This is a genomic window from Deferrisoma palaeochoriense (assembly GCF_054656955.1).
Window position 1 is genome coordinate 1 of sequence record NZ_BAAHXI010000023.1, and the last position, 15,562, is coordinate 15,562.

At 70.9% G+C, this 15,562-nt stretch carries 16 protein-coding genes and 1 pseudogene; 8 read left to right on the forward strand and 9 right to left on the reverse strand.

Going from position 1 to position 15,562, the window contains the following annotated elements:
• The 8 genes and pseudogenes from ACYQ8L_RS08190 to ACYQ8L_RS08225 all read right to left on the reverse strand — a co-directional run.
• A pseudogene (locus ACYQ8L_RS08190) lies at nt 1–288 on the reverse strand (alpha/beta fold hydrolase); the annotation flags it as partial.
• 162 nt (nt 289–450) lie between these two features.
• Complete coding sequence (locus ACYQ8L_RS08195; RefSeq protein ID WP_459941296.1) at nt 451–858, reverse strand: acyl-CoA thioesterase; 408 nt, start codon at nt 856–858, stop codon at nt 451–453.
• Nucleotides 855–2,069, reverse strand: a complete 1,215-nt coding sequence (locus ACYQ8L_RS08200; protein WP_459941297.1) for a cofactor-independent phosphoglycerate mutase — start codon at nt 2,067–2,069, stop codon at nt 855–857. The genes ACYQ8L_RS08195 and ACYQ8L_RS08200 overlap by 4 nt, the downstream gene beginning before the upstream one ends.
• A complete protein-coding gene (locus tag ACYQ8L_RS08205) occupies nt 2,066–3,373 on the reverse strand; it encodes a homoserine dehydrogenase (RefSeq protein WP_459941298.1) in 1,308 nt (435 codons plus the stop codon). The genes ACYQ8L_RS08200 and ACYQ8L_RS08205 overlap by 4 nt, the downstream gene beginning before the upstream one ends.
• A 212-nt stretch (nt 3,374–3,585) precedes the next feature.
• Complete coding sequence (locus tag ACYQ8L_RS08210; RefSeq protein WP_459941299.1) at nt 3,586–4,785, reverse strand: aminotransferase class I/II-fold pyridoxal phosphate-dependent enzyme; 1,200 nt, start codon at nt 4,783–4,785, stop codon at nt 3,586–3,588.
• A gap of 261 nt (nt 4,786–5,046) precedes the next feature.
• Nucleotides 5,047–5,718, reverse strand: a complete 672-nt coding sequence (locus ACYQ8L_RS08215; protein ID WP_459941300.1) for a potassium channel family protein — start codon at nt 5,716–5,718, stop codon at nt 5,047–5,049.
• A 1-nt stretch (nt 5,719) separates the two neighbouring features.
• On the reverse strand, nt 5,720–6,376 hold the full coding sequence (locus ACYQ8L_RS08220) for a potassium channel family protein (protein WP_459941301.1): 657 nt from the start codon (nt 6,374–6,376) through the stop codon (nt 5,720–5,722).
• On the reverse strand, nt 6,376–7,764 hold the full coding sequence (locus tag ACYQ8L_RS08225; RefSeq protein ID WP_459941302.1) for a TrkH family potassium uptake protein: 1,389 nt from the start codon (nt 7,762–7,764) through the stop codon (nt 6,376–6,378). The genes ACYQ8L_RS08220 and ACYQ8L_RS08225 overlap by 1 nt, the downstream gene beginning before the upstream one ends.
• 377 nt (nt 7,765–8,141) lie before the next feature.
• Here ACYQ8L_RS08225 and ACYQ8L_RS08230 point away from each other — a divergent pair, with 377 nt between their 5' ends.
• The 5 genes from ACYQ8L_RS08230 to ACYQ8L_RS08250 are packed head-to-tail and all read left to right on the forward strand — an operon-like array spanning nt 8,142 to nt 12,685.
• The gene (locus tag ACYQ8L_RS08230; RefSeq protein ID WP_459941303.1) at nt 8,142–8,786 is read left to right on the forward strand and encodes a methylenetetrahydrofolate reductase C-terminal domain-containing protein; all 645 of its coding nucleotides are present in this window, start codon (nt 8,142–8,144) and stop codon (nt 8,784–8,786) included.
• Nucleotides 8,783–9,331: a methylenetetrahydrofolate reductase gene (locus ACYQ8L_RS08235; protein WP_459941304.1), complete on the forward strand. Its 549-nt coding sequence runs from the start codon at nt 8,783–8,785 to the stop codon at nt 9,329–9,331. Before ACYQ8L_RS08230 ends, ACYQ8L_RS08235 begins: the two co-directional genes overlap by 4 nt.
• Nucleotides 9,328–11,229, forward strand: a complete 1,902-nt coding sequence (locus ACYQ8L_RS08240) for a thiamine pyrophosphate-dependent enzyme (RefSeq protein WP_459941305.1) — start codon at nt 9,328–9,330, stop codon at nt 11,227–11,229. The genes ACYQ8L_RS08235 and ACYQ8L_RS08240 overlap by 4 nt, the downstream gene beginning before the upstream one ends.
• Entirely contained in the window at nt 11,226–11,858 is a 633-nt protein-coding gene (locus ACYQ8L_RS08245; protein WP_459941306.1) for an indolepyruvate oxidoreductase subunit beta, read from the forward strand. Before ACYQ8L_RS08240 ends, ACYQ8L_RS08245 begins: the two co-directional genes overlap by 4 nt.
• On the forward strand, nt 11,855–12,685 hold the full coding sequence (locus tag ACYQ8L_RS08250; RefSeq protein ID WP_459941307.1) for a Clp1/GlmU family protein: 831 nt from the start codon (nt 11,855–11,857) through the stop codon (nt 12,683–12,685). Before ACYQ8L_RS08245 ends, ACYQ8L_RS08250 begins: the two co-directional genes overlap by 4 nt.
• A 171-nt stretch (nt 12,686–12,856) precedes the next feature.
• Here ACYQ8L_RS08250 and ACYQ8L_RS08255 read toward each other — a convergent pair whose 3' ends face one another.
• On the reverse strand, nt 12,857–13,255 hold the full coding sequence (locus tag ACYQ8L_RS08255; RefSeq protein WP_459941308.1) for a hypothetical protein: 399 nt from the start codon (nt 13,253–13,255) through the stop codon (nt 12,857–12,859).
• A 227-nt stretch (nt 13,256–13,482) separates the two neighbouring features.
• Here ACYQ8L_RS08255 and ACYQ8L_RS08260 point away from each other — a divergent pair, with 227 nt between their 5' ends.
• The 3 genes from ACYQ8L_RS08260 to ACYQ8L_RS08270 are packed head-to-tail and all read left to right on the forward strand — an operon-like array spanning nt 13,483 to nt 15,508.
• Nucleotides 13,483–13,686, forward strand: coding sequence for a 4Fe-4S dicluster domain-containing protein (locus tag ACYQ8L_RS08260; protein WP_459941309.1), 204 nt, complete (start codon nt 13,483–13,485; stop codon nt 13,684–13,686).
• Complete coding sequence (vorB, locus tag ACYQ8L_RS08265) at nt 13,683–14,759, forward strand: 3-methyl-2-oxobutanoate dehydrogenase subunit VorB (protein WP_459941310.1); 1,077 nt, start codon at nt 13,683–13,685, stop codon at nt 14,757–14,759. The genes ACYQ8L_RS08260 and vorB overlap by 4 nt, the downstream gene beginning before the upstream one ends.
• On the forward strand, nt 14,756–15,508 hold the full coding sequence (locus ACYQ8L_RS08270; RefSeq protein ID WP_459941311.1) for a thiamine pyrophosphate-dependent enzyme: 753 nt from the start codon (nt 14,756–14,758) through the stop codon (nt 15,506–15,508). Before vorB ends, ACYQ8L_RS08270 begins: the two co-directional genes overlap by 4 nt.
• Nucleotides 15,509–15,562 lie beyond the last annotated feature (54 nt).

The window sequence follows — 15,562 nt, forward strand, 5'->3', positions numbered from 1 at the left end:
GTTGGGCACCGCGCCGAGGGCCGAGAGGTACCGGCCCAGGGCCCCGGTGGACCGCACGAGTTCGGCCGCGGCCACGGTGCGGCAGTGGGCCCCGGTGTGGCGGTGGATCAGGTAGGGGGGGATGAAGGTCTCGATCCGGGCGAAGTGGTTGAAGAGGAAGATGTCGCCGGCCTCGAGGAGGGCCGGGTCGCCCCCCAGCCGGATCCGCAGGCGGAACACCCGCTCGGCGAGCCCGAGGAGCTTGGCGGTCCAGTCGTAGGCGGCGGTGTCGATGTCGGGAGCGTGCATCGGGTTGCCTGGCGGCTAGGCAGCTCGGCGGCTAGGCGGCCTCCGGGAATCGGGATCGCCTCGGAGTCGGCGGGCGGCCCCGTGCGGGCGACCCACGACCAACGACCCGCGACCTGCGACCTGCGACGAACGACCCCCGACCTACGACCCGCGACCCACGACCTACGCCCCCCGCCCCTCCTCCGCGGCCAGGGCCTCGAGGACGTCGGGCGGAAGCCGCACGGGCCGGCCCCGGGGGCCCACGGCGCCGTGCTCCGTGTGGCCCTGGGCCAGGAGGGTTCCGTCCTCGCTGCGGATCTCGTAGTCGAACCGCACCCGGGCCCCCCGGGCCTGGGTGACCCGGGTGGCGATGGTGAGGAGGTCGTCGTACCGGGCGGGCCGCAGGTACCGGCACCGGGCCTCGGTGACCGGGAGCTGGATGCCCCGCTCCTCCACCTCGCGGTACGTGAGGCCCCGGGCCCGCATGTACTCGTTTCGGCCGATCTCGAACAGCCGCAGGTACGTGCCGTAGTACACTACCCCCATGGTGTCGGTATCGCCGTAGATCACCCGGTAAGGGGTCTCGATCACCACAGCCGGTCCCTCCCGGTGAGGTGGTCGAGCAGCCGGTGGGCGGCGCCCACCCGAAGCCCCGTGGCCTCGGCCTCGGCCTCGGTGAACCCGGCGCCGGCCGGGCCGGCCGGGCCCTCGGAATCGTAGAGCACGAACGGCACGGGGTCGGCCGTGTGGGTGCGGATCGCAAGGGGGGTGGGGTGGTCGGGCATCACGAGGAGCCGGAACGGCTCGCCCCGGGCCTCCAGGGCCCGGCGCACCGGCCCCACCACCCGGGCGTCGAAGTCCTCGATGGCCCGGACCTTGTGCTCGGCGTTTCCGGCGTGGGCGGCCTCGTCGGGGCCCTCCACGTGCACGAACCCGAAGTCCCCGGCCTCCAGGGCCCCGAGGAGGGCCTCCACCTTCCCCTCGTAGTTCGTGTCGATGTACCCCGTGGCGCCCTCGACCCGGGGGGCGTCGAGTCCCGCCAGCCGGGCGATGCCCTTCAAGAGGTCCACGGCCGAGATCACGGCGCCCCCCAGCCCGAACCGGTCGCGGTAGGTCTCGAGGGCGGGCCGCCGGCCCTGGCCCCAGAGCCAGATGGAGTTGGCCTCCTTGAGGCCCCGCTCCCGGCGGGCCCGGTTCACCGGGTGGTCCTTGAGGAGGATCTGGCTTCCGGTGATGAGGTGCAGGAGCGTCTCGGCCCCTTCGCCCCGGGGTAGGTGCTCGTGGATCGCCTGGCCCTGGATGTCGTGGGGCGGGGTGGTCTCGGCGCCGGCGAGCCCGTTTCGCCACACGAAGAGGTGGCGGTACCCCACCCCCGGGTAGAACTCGAACCCGTCGTCCGAAAGCTCCCGGGCCAGGGTCTCCACCAGGGCCCGGGCCTCTTCGGTGGTGATGTGGCCCGCCGAGAAGTCGTCCAGGAACACCCGGTCCACCCCCGGGAGCAGGGTGACCAGGTTCATGCGGAAGGCCACGTCGGCCGGCCCGAGCTCCACGCCCATGGCCGCGGCCTCCAGCGGCGCCCGGCCCGTGTAGCACCGGGCGGGGTCGTACCCGAGCACCGAGAGGTTCGCCACATCGGAGCCCGGGGGGAAGCCCTCGGGCACGGTGCGCGCGAGGCCCAGGGCCCCGGCCCGGGCCAGGGCGTCCATCTCGGGGGTGCGGGCGGCCTCGAGCGCCGTACGGCCTCCGTAGTCCGGGTGGGGGAGGTCGGCCATGCCGTCCCCCAGGAGGATCACGATCTTCACAGGGCGCTCTCGATCCGGATGAGGGAGGGCCGGCCGAGGGTCACGCCCAGGGAGTCGATCTCGCCCAGGGCCTGGCGCACGTCGGCCTCCCGGGCCTCGTGGGTCATGATGACGAGCGGCACGGCCTGGCCCGCGTCGCGGCCCTTCTGGACCACGCTCTCGATGGAGATGTTGTAGGACCCCAGCACGCCCGAGATCTTCGAGAGCACCCCGGGGCGGTCCAGCGCCGTGAACCGCAGGTAGTACTGGCAGACCACCTCTTCGATGGGTTTGAGATCGGCGGGCCCGAGGGCGTCCTCGGGGAACGCCCGGGCCGGCACCCGGCACGCCGCCCCCCGGGCCAGGTTCCGGGCGATGTCCACCACGTCGGCCGCCACCGCGCTCGCCGTGGCCCGCCGGCCGGCCCCCTGGCCGTAGTAGAGCGTGGGCCCCAGGAACTCGGCCTCCACGAACACGGCGTTGTAGACGCCCCGCACGTCGGCCAGCAGGTGGTCCGAGGGGATCATGGTGGGGTGGACCCGCACCTCCACCCGGCCGCCGTCCCGCTTGGCGATGCCCAACAGCTTAATATCGTACCCGAAGTCCCGGGCGTACTGGATGTCCTGGGGCGTCAGATCCCGGATGCCCTCGGTGAACACCCGGTCGAAGGGAACCCGGCACCCGAAGGCCATGGAGGCGAGGATCGTGATCTTGTGGGCCGCGTCCACGCCCTCCACGTCGAAGGTGGGGTCGGCCTCGGCGTAGCCCAGGCGCTGGGCCTCCCGGAGCACCCGGTCGAAGGACTCCCCCTTCTCCTTCATCTCGGTGAGGATGTAGTTGGTGGTGCCGTTCAAGATGCCGTAGACCCGGTCGATGCGGTCCGAGGCAAGCCCCTCCCGCACGGCCCGGAGGATCGGGATCCCGCCCCCCACGCTGGCCTCGAACCCCACGTCGACGCCGTTGGCCCGGGCCGCGGCGAAGATCTCGTCGCCGTGCACGGCCAGAAGGGCTTTATTGGCCGTGACCACCGACTGGCCGGCGGCGATGGCTTCCAGGAGGAACGTTTTGGCTGGCTCGTAGCCGCCGATGAGCTCGATCACGATCTGGATCTCAGGGTTGCCGATCACCTCGCGGGCGTCGGTGGTGAGCACGCCCGGGTCCACCGTGACGCCCCGGTCGGTGGTGATGTCCTTGTCGGCCACCTTGACGAGCCGCAGCCCGAACCCGAGCCGTCGGGCGATCTCATCCGCGTTTTCCTGGAGCACCTGCACCACGCCGGCGCCCACGGTGCCCATCCCGATGAGTCCGACACCCATCTCGTTCATGCGTTGGTCTCCGTGTCTGGGGTCTTGAACGTTTGGCCACAGATTTGCACAGATGGACACAGATGGGGATTTTTTGATCTGCGTGAATCTGTGTGGATCAGTGGCTCAACTGCCGTGACGCGTGATCGGTGACGGGAAGACGCGCGGACGTGCAGACGGAACGTCCCAGCCTCCTAGCCTCCTAGCTTCCCAGCCTCCCAGCTTGCCCGCTGCTATCCCGCCAGTCTGCGCATCATGCCCCGGATGCCGTGCACGGCCTGCTGGATCCGGTGCTCGTTCTCCACCAGGGCGAACCGCACGTGGCCGTCGCCGTACTGGCCGAACCCGAGGCCTGGGCTCGCCGCCACCTTGGCCTCCCGCAGGAGGAGTTTGGCGAACTCGAGGCTTCCCATCTCCCGGAACGGCTCCGGGATCGGGGCCCACACGAACATGGTGGCCTTGGGCTTCTCCACCGGCCACCCGGCGCGGTGGAGCCCCTCCACCAGCTTGTCGCGCCGCACCCGGTACACCTCGGCGATCTCCTGGACCACCTCGTCGGGGGTCTCGTCGAGGGCGATGACCGAGGCGATCTGGATCGGCTGGAACATCCCGTAGTCGAGGTACGACTTGATCCGGGTGAGCGCGTTCACCATGGCCGGGTTCCCCACGCAGAACCCCACCCGCCAGCCCGCCATGTTGTAGCTCTTGGACAGGCTCGTGAACTCCACGGCCACGTCCTTGGCGCCCGGCACCTGGAGGATGCTCGGCGCCCGGTACCCGTCGAAACAGATGTCCGCGTAGGCGAGGTCGTGGATGAGAAGGATCCGGTTCTCCCGGCAAAACGCCACCACCTTCTCGAAAAAGCCGAGGTCGGCCACCTGGGTGGTGGGGTTCTGGGGGAAATTCAGGATGAGGAGCTTGGGCCGGGGCCAGACGTTCTTGATCTCCCGCTCCAGGCGCTCCAGGAACTCGTCGCCCCCCTCGCCGAGCTCGATGGCCCGCAGGTCGCCGTCGGCCAGGACCACCGAGTAGGAGTGGATCGGGTAGGTGGGGTTCGGCACGAACGCGACATCGCCGGGTGCCAGAATCGCCATCACGAGGTGGGCGAGCCCCTCCTTGGCCCCCAGGGTCACGCAGACCTCGGTTTCAGGGTCCAGCGCGACCCCGTAGCGGCGCTCGTACCAGTTGGCCATGGCGAGCCGGAGTTTGTAGATGCCCCGCGAGACGCTGTACCGGTGGTTCCTGGGCTTTTGGGCCGCCTCGACGAGCTTCGTCACGATGTGGGGCGGGGTGGGTCGATCGGGGTTCCCCATGCCCAGATCCACGATGTCCTCGCCCCGGCGGCGCGCCTCCATCTTGAGGTCGTCCACCACCTTGAACACATAGGGCGGGAGCCTCTGGATCCGGTGGAACAGCGCCTCGTTGACCCACATGGGAAGACCTTTCGTTCGGGCGAGACGGCTGGGCGGCTCAACTGCCGTGAACGGTGAATCGGGAATCGTGGGGCCGCTGCGCACCCGCCGGGGCGTTTGGCCCGGATCGCGCCATGGAAGGCGCTCCCACATCGGGGAATCGCCCCCTTTTCGATTCCCCCAGGCGTTGTACGGCCCCTCAGGGGCCCAGGGGGCTTCCACGCCGCGGGAGGGCCGTATGCTACTTGATGCCCCGAGAACCGGTCAACGCGAAGGACGGGCCTATCCCGGGTTCTCCCGGCGGAACCGCTCCACGTCCTCGGGCTTGGCGAGGGCCACCAGCACGTCGCCCTGCCGCAGTTCGGTGTCGGGCCCGGCGAAGATCGCCTGTTCCTTCCCCCCCTCCCACCGCCGCACCTGGACCACCGAGAGCCCCCATTTCCGCCGCAGATGGGCGTCGGAGAGGCTGCGACCCCACAGCGCCTTCGGTGCCCGGAGCTCCACCAGCACGTAACCCTCGAGAAACGGCAACCGGTCGAGCACGTCGGGTTCGGCCAGGCGTTGGGCCACCTGCACGGCCATGTCGCGCTCGGGCTGGATCACCTCGGTGGCCCCGATGCGCGAAAGGATCCGGGCGTGGTCGTGGGATATGGCCTTCACCAGGATCTCCTTCACGCCGAACTCCCGGAGGAACAGGGTGGCGAGGATCGAGGAGTCGATCCGGGTGCCCAGGGCGACCACGGCCACCTCGGCGTTGTGCACCCCGGCGGCCTGGAGGTCCTCCTTGTCGGAGGCGTCGGCCACCCGGGCCGCCGAGCAGTAGGGCTCCACCGCCTCCACGGCCTTGCCGTTGCGGTCCACGGCCAGGACGTCGTGGCCCATCTCGTAGAGGTACCGGGCGAGGTACGACCCGAAGTTTCCGAGGCCGATCACGGCGAACCGTCGGCGTTCCATCTCACGCTTCCTTGAGCCGGCGCACGGCCTCCTCGGGGCCGTACACCACGAGGATGTCGCTGTCCTTCACCACCCGGTCCGGGGGCGGCGCGATGTGGACCTGCTCGGGGATGAGTTCCTTGACCGCGACCACCTGGACCCCGAACCGGCGGGTGAGATCGAGCTCGGCCAGGGTTTTCCCCACCATCTCCTTCGGGGGGGCGAGCTCGAGCACCCCGAACCCCGAGGCCAGCGAGAGGTAGTCCATCACGTTGCGGGAGCTCACCCGTTCGGCCACCCGGTGGGCCATCTCCTTCTCGGGGAACACGATTCGGGTGGCCCCCACGCGCCGCAGGATCTCGCCGTGGTCCTCGCTCAGGGCCTTGGCCACGATCTCGGGCACCCCGAGCCTGGTGAGGTGCAATACCACCAGGATCGAGGCCTCCATGCGGCCGCCCAGGCTCACGGTGGCCACGTCGACCTTCTCCACGCCCAGGGCTTTCAGGTTTTCGATGGCCGTGGCGTCGGCCACCACGGCCTGGTCCACAAAGGCCTGGGCCTCCCGGGCCCGCTCGGGGTTGGCGTCGACCGCCAGCACGGTCCGGCCCAGCCGGGCGAGCTCCACCGCCAGGGCCATGCCGAAGTTCCCGAGCCCGATCACGGCGAATCGTTTGTCCATCATCCCACCATCAGGTTCTCTTCGGCGTACAGGAACCGGCCGGGTTCGCGCTTCCGGCCCACCGCGATCGCGAGCGTGAGCGGGCCCACCCGGCCGACAAACATGGTGAAGGTGACAAGGAGGCGCCCGGCCGTGCTCAGGGTGGGGGTGATGCCGGTGGAGAGCCCCACGGTGCCGAACGCGCTCACCGCCTCGAAAAAGATCTCCAAGAACGTGCCCCCGCCGCTTCGGTGGGGCACCGGTCCGATCTCGGTGGCGAGGAGGGCGAAGATCACGAGGGTCACGAACGCGAACGAGGCCATCAGGAGCGATACGGCCCGGGCCACGGTGGCCTCGGGGAGGGTGCGTCGGAACAGGCTCACCCGCTCCCGGGCCCGGAGCCGGTCGCGGAATAGCCCGGTCACCACGGCGAAGGTCGTGGTTTTGATGCCGCCGCCGCAGGAGCCCGGGCTCGCGCCGATGAACATGAGGAGGATCGTGAAAAAGAGCGTCGTGTTGGTAAGCGATCCGTAGTCCAGGGTGTTGAACCCGGCCGTCCGCGCGGTGACCGACTGGAACAGGCTCGCCAGCACCTGCTCGTGCCACGGAAGCCCGGCCAGGGTGTTGGGGGCCTCGAAGAACCACACGCCGGCCGCGCCGCCGAAGGTGAGGACTGCAGACGTCGCAAGCACCACCTTGGTGTGGAGTCCGAGCCGGGCCGGCCGGCCCGCGCGGCGGTCGGCCCAGGCGTCGGCCAGGTCCTCGAGAACGAGGAACCCCAGCCCGCCTAGGGTGATCAGGAGCATGATGGTGAGGTTCAAAAGCCAGTCGCCCCGGAACGCCACGAAGCTTGTGGCGTAGAGGGAAAACCCCGCGTTGCAGAACGCCGACACGCTGTGGAACACGGCCGACCACAGGGCCTCGTCCCAGGGGTGAACCCGTCGGAACGCGACGTAGAGCACGGCCGCGCCCGCGGCCTCGATGAGCATGGTGTAGCGGAACACGTCGCGCACGAGCCGCCGGGGGCTCGTGCGGTGCTTGCGGCCCAGGGTCTCCTCCACGAGGGCCTCCCCCCGGAACGAGAGGCCCCGGCCCGCGAGCAGGAGAAACACGCTCGAATACGTCATGATCCCCAGCCCCCCGAGCTGGATCAGGGCGAGGATCACCCCCTGGCCGAACCGGGTGAAGGCCGTGCCCGTGTCCACCACCACGAGGCCCGTCACGCAGGTGGCCGAGGTGGCGGTAAACAGGGCGTCCACGAACCCCAGGGGGGGCCCGGTGGTGGCCCACGGGGTCATGAGGAGGGCGGCGCCCCCGAAGATCGCGGCCGCGAATGAGAGCACCAGGAGCTGGGTCGGGTGGAGTTCCCGCTCCAGCACGGCGGCAACGGAGAGGTTAGAAAGGCGCACGGGTGTCGGAATCGGGTCGGTGCCGGCCTTCGGGTTTCCGGGCAAAAAGCGGCGCCATTCTACGCCCTTGGGTCCGTGAGTCAAGCGAGGCGCCCCGTTGCCCGCGTTGACCGCCCCGGAGCCGGGGTGCTATTGAACGTGCGGACGTTAGGACGTTGGGACGGTGGGACGCTCAACCGCCGTGAATCGGGAATGGGGGGACTGCCGTGTGTCGCGTGGACTTCCGCAGGTCGGAGGTCGTTCGTCGTGGGTCGTATAGGGGGGTAGCGGCGTACGACATACGACCCGCGACCAACGACCTGCGGTAGTTCGAGCGCCCGCACGTCCACGCGTCCTCGCGTCCGCACGGTTCTCCCCCCCAACGGAGGTAGCCAGCCATGGTCGTGACCACGCCGAAGCCCTGGGAGGAGGTCCGGTTCGCCCTGGGGGACGGGGCGCGCTGGGTGATCGTGGGCTGCGCCGAGTGCGCGGCCGTGTGCCAGACGGGCGGGTCGGCCCAGGTGGACGACCTGGCCGAGCGGATGGAGGCCGAGGGATTCGAGGTGTTGGCCCGGTTGGACCTGCCCAGCCCCTGCGACCGGCGGCTCACCCGGCGGGACCTCAAACGGGTGGCCCGGGAGCTCGAGGCGGCCGACGGGGTCGTGTGTCTCGCCTGCGGGGGCGGGGCCCAGGCCGTCGCGGAGCTCGTGGGCAAGCCCGTGGTGGCCGGGCTCGACGCCCATTTCGTAGGTACGGTGGAGAGGGTGGGGGTGTTCCACGAGCAGTGCGCCCTGTGCGGGGAGTGCCTCCTCAACGAGACGGCCGGGCTGTGCCCGGTCACGGGCTGTCCGAAAAGCCTTCGGAACGGGCCGTGCGAAGACGCCAACGGCGGAGGCTGCGAGGCAGACCCGGGCCGCGACTGCGTGTGGGAGCTGATCTGGGAGCGATTGGAGGCCCTGGGCCGGGCCGAGGCGTTCGAGCGGGCCCGGACGCCCGCGCCGCCGGCCCGGCGGCCCCGGTCCACGGGAGGGAGGGGACGATGAGCGCCGAACGGTGGGTGGCCGTGGGAGCCGTGTCGTCGGCCGACGGGGCCGGGGCGGTGTGGGAACGCCTCCGGGGGCTCCCCGAAGGCGTCGGGGTCGCGTTCGACGACCCGGGGGAGGGCGTGCACCCCCTGGCGCTCGCGGCGGGCGTCCTCCTCGACCGGCCCGAGCGGCCGGTGGTGGTGCCGCTCGTGTGCCGCGACCGGAACCGGGCGGCGCTCTTGGCCGAGGCCCGGGGGGCCGAGGCCCTGGGGTGCCGGGGGCTTCTCCTTCTGACCGGGCGCCTGGGGGACCCGGGGGACGCGCCGGTGTATTTCCTGGATCCCCTGGTGCTGGCCCGGGAACTCCGGCGGGCCGGCGTGGGCCTCGAGCTCTGGGCCACGGGGCGGCTTTCCACCCCGGCCCAACGGGCCCGGGCCCGGGCGCTCGCCGAGGCCGGGGTGACCCGCTGGATCCTGCCGGCCGGGGAGGAGGCCGTCGCCGTGGAGGGCCTTCGGATCCTTCGCCACGGGGCCGAGATCGAGCCCCTGGATGCCGGGCCGTGAACCCGCTCGCATCGGCCGAGGCCGGCCGGGCCATCCTGGCCATGGGCAACGAGGCCCTGGCCCGGGGCGGGCTCGAGGCCGGGCTCGGGTACTTCTCCACCTACCCGGGCACCCCCGCGAGCGAGGTGGGCACCGCGCTCCAGGATCTCCGGGCCGCGTTCCCGGGGCTCTACGCCGAGATCAGCACCAACGAGCACGTGGCCGCCCTGGGGGCCATGGGGGCCTCGTGGGCCGGGGTGCGTTCCATGGTGGCCATGAAACACGTGGGCATGAACGTGGCCGCCGAGCCGTTCCACTTCGCCGGGTACACCGGGGTGCGGGCCGGCATGGTGGTGGTGTTGGGGTCGGACCCCGGGGCCACGAGCTCGACCGGCGAGCAGGACGACCGGTGGTACAGCCTCCACACCCACCTGCCCGTGCTCGAGCCGGCCGACATCCAGGAGGCCAAGGAGATGACCCGCCGGGCCTTCGAGCTCTCGGAGGCCTACGACCTGCCGTTCGTGGTGAACGCCCCCTCCAAGCTCTGCCACAACATCGGTACCCTGCGGCTCGGGACGCTGCCGGAGCGTGTGACCTACCGGGGCCGGTTCGAGCGAAACCCCGAGCGGTTCCTCAACCTCTTCGACTCCGCGGTGAAAAACCACGGCCGTTGCCTCGCGAACGTGGAGCGGCTGCGGGCCGACGCCGCGAGCCTGGGGCTCAACCGGGTGATTCCCGGGAGCGGCCGGGTGGGCCTCGTGTGCTCGGGGCTTCTCTTCGCCTACGCCATGGAGGCCCTGGAGATCCTGGGGCTCCGGGACGTGCCGGTGCTCAAGGTGGGGCTGAGCTACCCGCTGGATCCCGGGGTGGTCACCCGGTTTCTGGCCGGGCTCGACCGGGCCGTGTTCGTGGAGGAACTCGAGGGGTTCCTGGAGTTCCAGGCGAAGCGGTGGGCCTACGACGCCGGGGTGCGCACGCCCATCGTCGGCAAGGAGCTCTTCCCGGCCGCGGGCGAGATCGACGTGGACCGGGTGGTGGACGGCCTGGCCGAGGCCCTGGGCCGGCCGGTGCCGGCGTCCCGCACGAGGGGGGCCGAGGCGTGGGAGGCAGTGGCGGCCGAGGTGCCCCCCCGGCAGGGGGCGTTCTGTCCCGGGTGCCCCCACCGGGGCACCAACTACGCCCTCAAACAGGCCGCCGGGCCCGACACCGTGTTCGCCGGGGACATCGGGTGCTACACCCTGTCGGTGCTCCCGCCGTTTCGGGTGTCGGACTGGGTCACCTGCATGAACTGCGGCGCCGGGAGCGGCCAGGCCGTGGCCCAGGTGACCGACCAGCCCGTGGTGGCCCTGGTGGGGGACTCCACGTTCTTCCACTCGGGGGTGCCCACGCTGCTCAATGCCGTGCAGAACGGGGCGGACCTGGTGCTCCTCATCCTCGACAACCGGTGGGTCGCCATGACCGGGCACCAGCCGAGCCCCACCACCGACCGGCTGGTGGACGGCACCCCCCGCAAGGCCGTGGAACTCGTGGGGTTCGTCCGAAGCCTCGGGGTGGAGTGGGTGCGGCGGGCCGATGCGTTCCGGGTGCGGCCGCTGGAGGTGCTCCTGCGGGAGGCCCTTTCGGGGTCAGGCGTGCGGGTGATCGTGGTGGAGGGCGAGTGCGCGCTGCAGGCCGAGCGCCGCCGGAAGCTCGCCCCGCCGGCCGCCGAGGAGTGGGTGGACCTCGACCCCGAGCGCTGCCAGCGCTGCCACCGGTGCTACCGGGAGCTCGCCTGCCCCGCGATCCGGGAGGAGGAGACCCCGGACGGGCCCGTCTATGTCATCGACCCGGGGCTGTGCCAGCGCTGCGGGGTGTGCGAGGAGATCTGCCCCAACTCGGCCATCACCACGACCCGGATCCGGCGAAAGGGGGCGGCATGAGGCGCTACGACATCCTGATCGCCGGCATCGGGGGCCAGGGCGTGATCACCCTGGGCACGCTCCTGAAGCTCGCGGCCCTGCGCTCCGGGGTCGAGGTCACGGGCGCCGAGCGCCGGGGCGGGGCCCAGCGGGAGGGCCGGGTGACGTCCCACGTGCGCTACCGGGTTCTCGAGGGGGCCGAGCTCGATGATCCCCGGTGCCAGGCGTTCTCGGGGCTGATCCCCCGGGGCGGGGCACACCTGGTCTTGGCCCTCGAGCCCCTGGAGGCCCTGCGGTCGCTTCCCCTCATGAACCCCGACACGGTGGTCGTGAGCGAAACCGCGCCCCGTGTGCCCACGGCGGTGCGGCTCGGCACGGCCGCCTACCCGAGCCTGGAGAGCATCCGAGAGGGGATCGAACGGGTCACGCCGCGGGTGCATTTCGTGGGGCTCGAGGCGGCCTGCCGGGAGCGGTTCGGGTCGCTGCGGCAGGTGAACGTGATCGCCCTGGGGCTCGCGGCGGCCCTGGGCAACCTGCCGGTGCCGGACGAGGCGCTTCTCGACACGGTACGGGAGCGGCTGCCGGGGTTCGAGGCGAACCGGGAGGCGTTCGAACTGGGGAAGGTGTTGGCCCGGGGGGCGGCCCGATGACCAGGAGCGGGCGACAGATCGCCGAACTTGTGGGCGAGGCCCCCACGGTGCTCGTGATCGGCCGCACCGACCGGGGGAAGACCACGACCGTCCGCACCCTCGTGGAGGCTTGGACCCGGGCGGGGGAGCGGGTGGGGTGGGTCGATGCCGACGTGGGCCAGGGCGCCTGGGGGCCGCCCACGGTCCAGAGCCTGGTGATCTGTGGGGAGGGGGGCGAACCCCGGGTGGAGGCCCGGTGGTTCGTGGGCAGCACGAGCCCCCGGGGCCACATGCTCCCCACCGTGGTCGGGGTGACGAAGCTCGCGGCCCGGGCCCGGGAACGGGGGTGCCGGCGGATCGTGGTGGACACCACCGGGCTCGTGGCGCCCTCGGAGGGCGGGGTGGCGCTCAAGACCTGGAAGGCCGAGGCCCTGGCCCCGTGCGCTGTGGTGGCCTTGGAGCGGGACCGGGAACTCGAGCCCGTTGCGGGCCCGATGGAACGGGATCCCCGGTTTCGGGTGGTGCGGCGGTCGCCGCCGGAGGGGGTGCGGGAGAGGTCCTTCGAAGAGCGGGCCGCCTCGCGGGCGGCCCGGTTCCGGAGTCACTTCCAGGGCGCCGGGGAGATTCGCGTTTCCCCGGATCTGCCGGTCTACGGCATGGGCCGGCCCCTCCCGGGGCGGCTCGTGGGGGTGCTGGACCGGGCGGGGTGGTGCCTGGGGCTCGGGGCGGTGAGCCGGGTGGACCCCGACGGGTGGTGGATGCGAACGCCCGTGCCCCCGGACCGGGTGGGGGCGCTGCGGTGGGGTTCGCTCCGGATCGACCCGGACACGGGGGAGGAGCGGACCTGAATCGGGAAGGGGGAGAGCCACAGATGGACACGGATTTCCACAGATAAACCCGAGAAATCAGCCCCTATCGGAGTTCATCCGCGGCCAAACCCGCTCGTAGCACGAACCTCCCGGGGCCGTTCGGTTCCGCCAACCCGGTTCGCGGCGATCGGCCCGTCGGCCCAACTTCCCCTACGCCAACGCCGCGCCGCAGGCCTCTCGCACGGCCTGGGCCAGTTCGTCCGACACGGCCACGAGAAACGTGCGTTTTCCTGCCTCGCTCAGGTACCGCACGTCCCAGGGCGTGTGGAAGTAGGCCTCCCGGATCCGGGCCCGGATCTCTTCCAGGCGCTCGGGGGGCACCTCGTCGTCGAGGCACCGGCGACCGCCGGCGTCGATCCACACGATCCGGAACTCGTCGGGCGGGGACCCCACGAGGGCGCAAACCGCGTTCCCGCAGGGCACCGCCTCCACCGACTCCCCCACCTCGGTCACGAACCGGGCGACCTCGGGCGCAAGGCCCCTGAGCCGCATCATCACGGGCAAGGGGGCTCGGATCTTCGGGGCGCGGGTCGATGCGCGTCGGGCCATGGTCCACCTCCTAGATGAAGCGTGTCGCTCGCTGTGTGAAACAAAGTTCTGAAAATCCAACATAGCAGGTCGGCCCCACTTGTAAAGGGGTTCACGACCGCCTTTTGTGCAGGCGGTCCGGCGTGGGGTTTGATGATATGAAATGCTGGGTTTCGGAGGGCCAGGCCGATTGACACCCCAACCGCTCGGCTGGTAAGGTCCGCGGCTCCAAGCCGTGGAGGAGAAGCATGCCCAAACTGGTGATACGGGAAGAGCGCTGCAAAAGCTGCGGCATCTGCGTGGAGTTCTGCCCCCGGGAGTGCCTGGAGATCACCGACCGCCTGAACCCCCAGGGATACCAGCCGGTCGGGCTCAAGGACCCGGAGGCCTGCACCGGCTGCGCGATCTGCGCCCGCATGTGCCCCGACGTGGTGATCGAGGTTTGGAAATGAGCGACCGCAAGGTGAGCTTCGAAAAGGGCAACGTGGCCATAGCCAAGGCCGCCGTGGCGGCCGGGTGCCGGTACTATTTCGGGTACCCCATCACCCCCCAGAGCGACATCCCGGAGTACCTGAGCGGGGTGCTCCCCCGGGTCGGCGGGCAGTTCGTACAGGCCGAAAGCGAGATCGCGTCGATCAACATGCTCCTGGGCGCGGGGGCCACCGGCAAGCGGGCCATGACGAGCTCCTCGAGCCCGGGCATCAGCCTGAAGCAGGAGGGCATCAGCTACATGGCCGGGAGCGAGATCCCCGGCGTCATCGTGAACGTGCAGCGCTCGGGGCCGGGGCTGGGGGGCATCGCCCCGAGCCAGGGCGACTACTTCCAGGCCACCCGGGGCGGGGGCCACGGCGACTACCGTACCATCGTGCTCGCCCCGGCCTCGGTCCAGGAGATGTACGATCTCACGATCCTGGCCTTCGACCTGGCCGACGAGTACCGGACCCCTGTGATGCTCCTGGCCGACGCCATGGTGGGCATGATGAAGGAACCCCTGGAGGAATGGGAGCCGGAGCCCCAGGCGTTCCCCAAGGAGGAGTGGGCCGCCACGGGCGCGGCGGGCCGGCCGGGCCGCCGGATCAAGTCGCTGTACCTGGGGGACGGGGAGCTCGCCGAGCACAACTGGAAACTCGCCCAGAAGTACGAGGAGATCAAGCGAAAGGAGACCCGGGCCGAGGTCAAGGTGCCGGAGGGCTGCGAGATCGCGGTGGTGGCCTTCGGCTCGGCCGCCCGGATCGCCAAGAGCGCGGTGGACCGGCTAAACGACGAGGGCCGAAGGGTCGGGTACGTAAGGCCGATCACGCTGTGGCCGTTTCCCGACGAGGCGGTGCGGCAGGTGGCGGAGCAGGGGGTGCCCCTCCTGACCGTGGAGCTCAACACCGGCCAGATGGTGGAGGACGTGCGCCTCGCGGTGGAAGGCCGGGTGCCCGTCCATTTCGCGGGGTACCCGCCAGGATACCTGCCGAGCCCCGACGACATCTACGAGGAGATCGTGCGCCGGCTGCCCGCCGGGGAGGAGGCGGCATGAAGGCCGTGTTCACCAAGCCCCAGAGCCTCACCGACAAACCGTTCCACTTCTGCCCGGGGTGCCACCACGGGGTAATCCACCGGCTCGTGGCCGAGGCGATCGACCACTTCGGGGTGCGCGAACGCACGATCGCAGCCGCCTCGGTGGGGTGCAGCGTGTTCCTCTACGACTACTTCGACATCGACGTGGTCGAGTCGCCCCACGGCCGGGCGCCGGCCGTGGCCACGGGGATCAAGCGCACGAACCCCGACAAGTTCGTGTTCATCTACCAGGGCGACGGCGATCTGGCGGCCATCGGCACGGCCGAGATCATCCACGCCGCCAACCGGGGCGAGAACCTGAGCGTGATCTTCGTGAACAACACGGTCTACGGCATGACCGGCGGCCAGATGGCCCCCACCACCCTGCTGGGCCAGCCGACCACCACCAGCCCCTACGGTCGGGAGTTCGGGCAGGACGGCTACCCCATCAAGATGACCGAGATGCTCGCCCAGTTGGAGGGGGTGGGGTTTGCGGCCCGGGTGGCCGTGGACACCCCGGCGCGGCTCGCCAAGGCCCGCAAGGCCGTGTTCCAGGCGTTCGAGACCCAGCTCGAGGAAAAGGGCATGGGGTTCGTGGAGATCCTCTCGGCGTGTCCCACGAACTGGGGCATGAAGCCCCTGGACGCCGTGCGGCGGATCGAGCGGGAGATGATCCCCTACTTCCCGCTGGGCGTGTTCAAGGAGCGCAAGGGCAAGGACGCGCTCTGAGGAGGACGGGATGGCCGCCCACGCGAGGCCGCGGGGCCGGTCCCCGGACGAGCG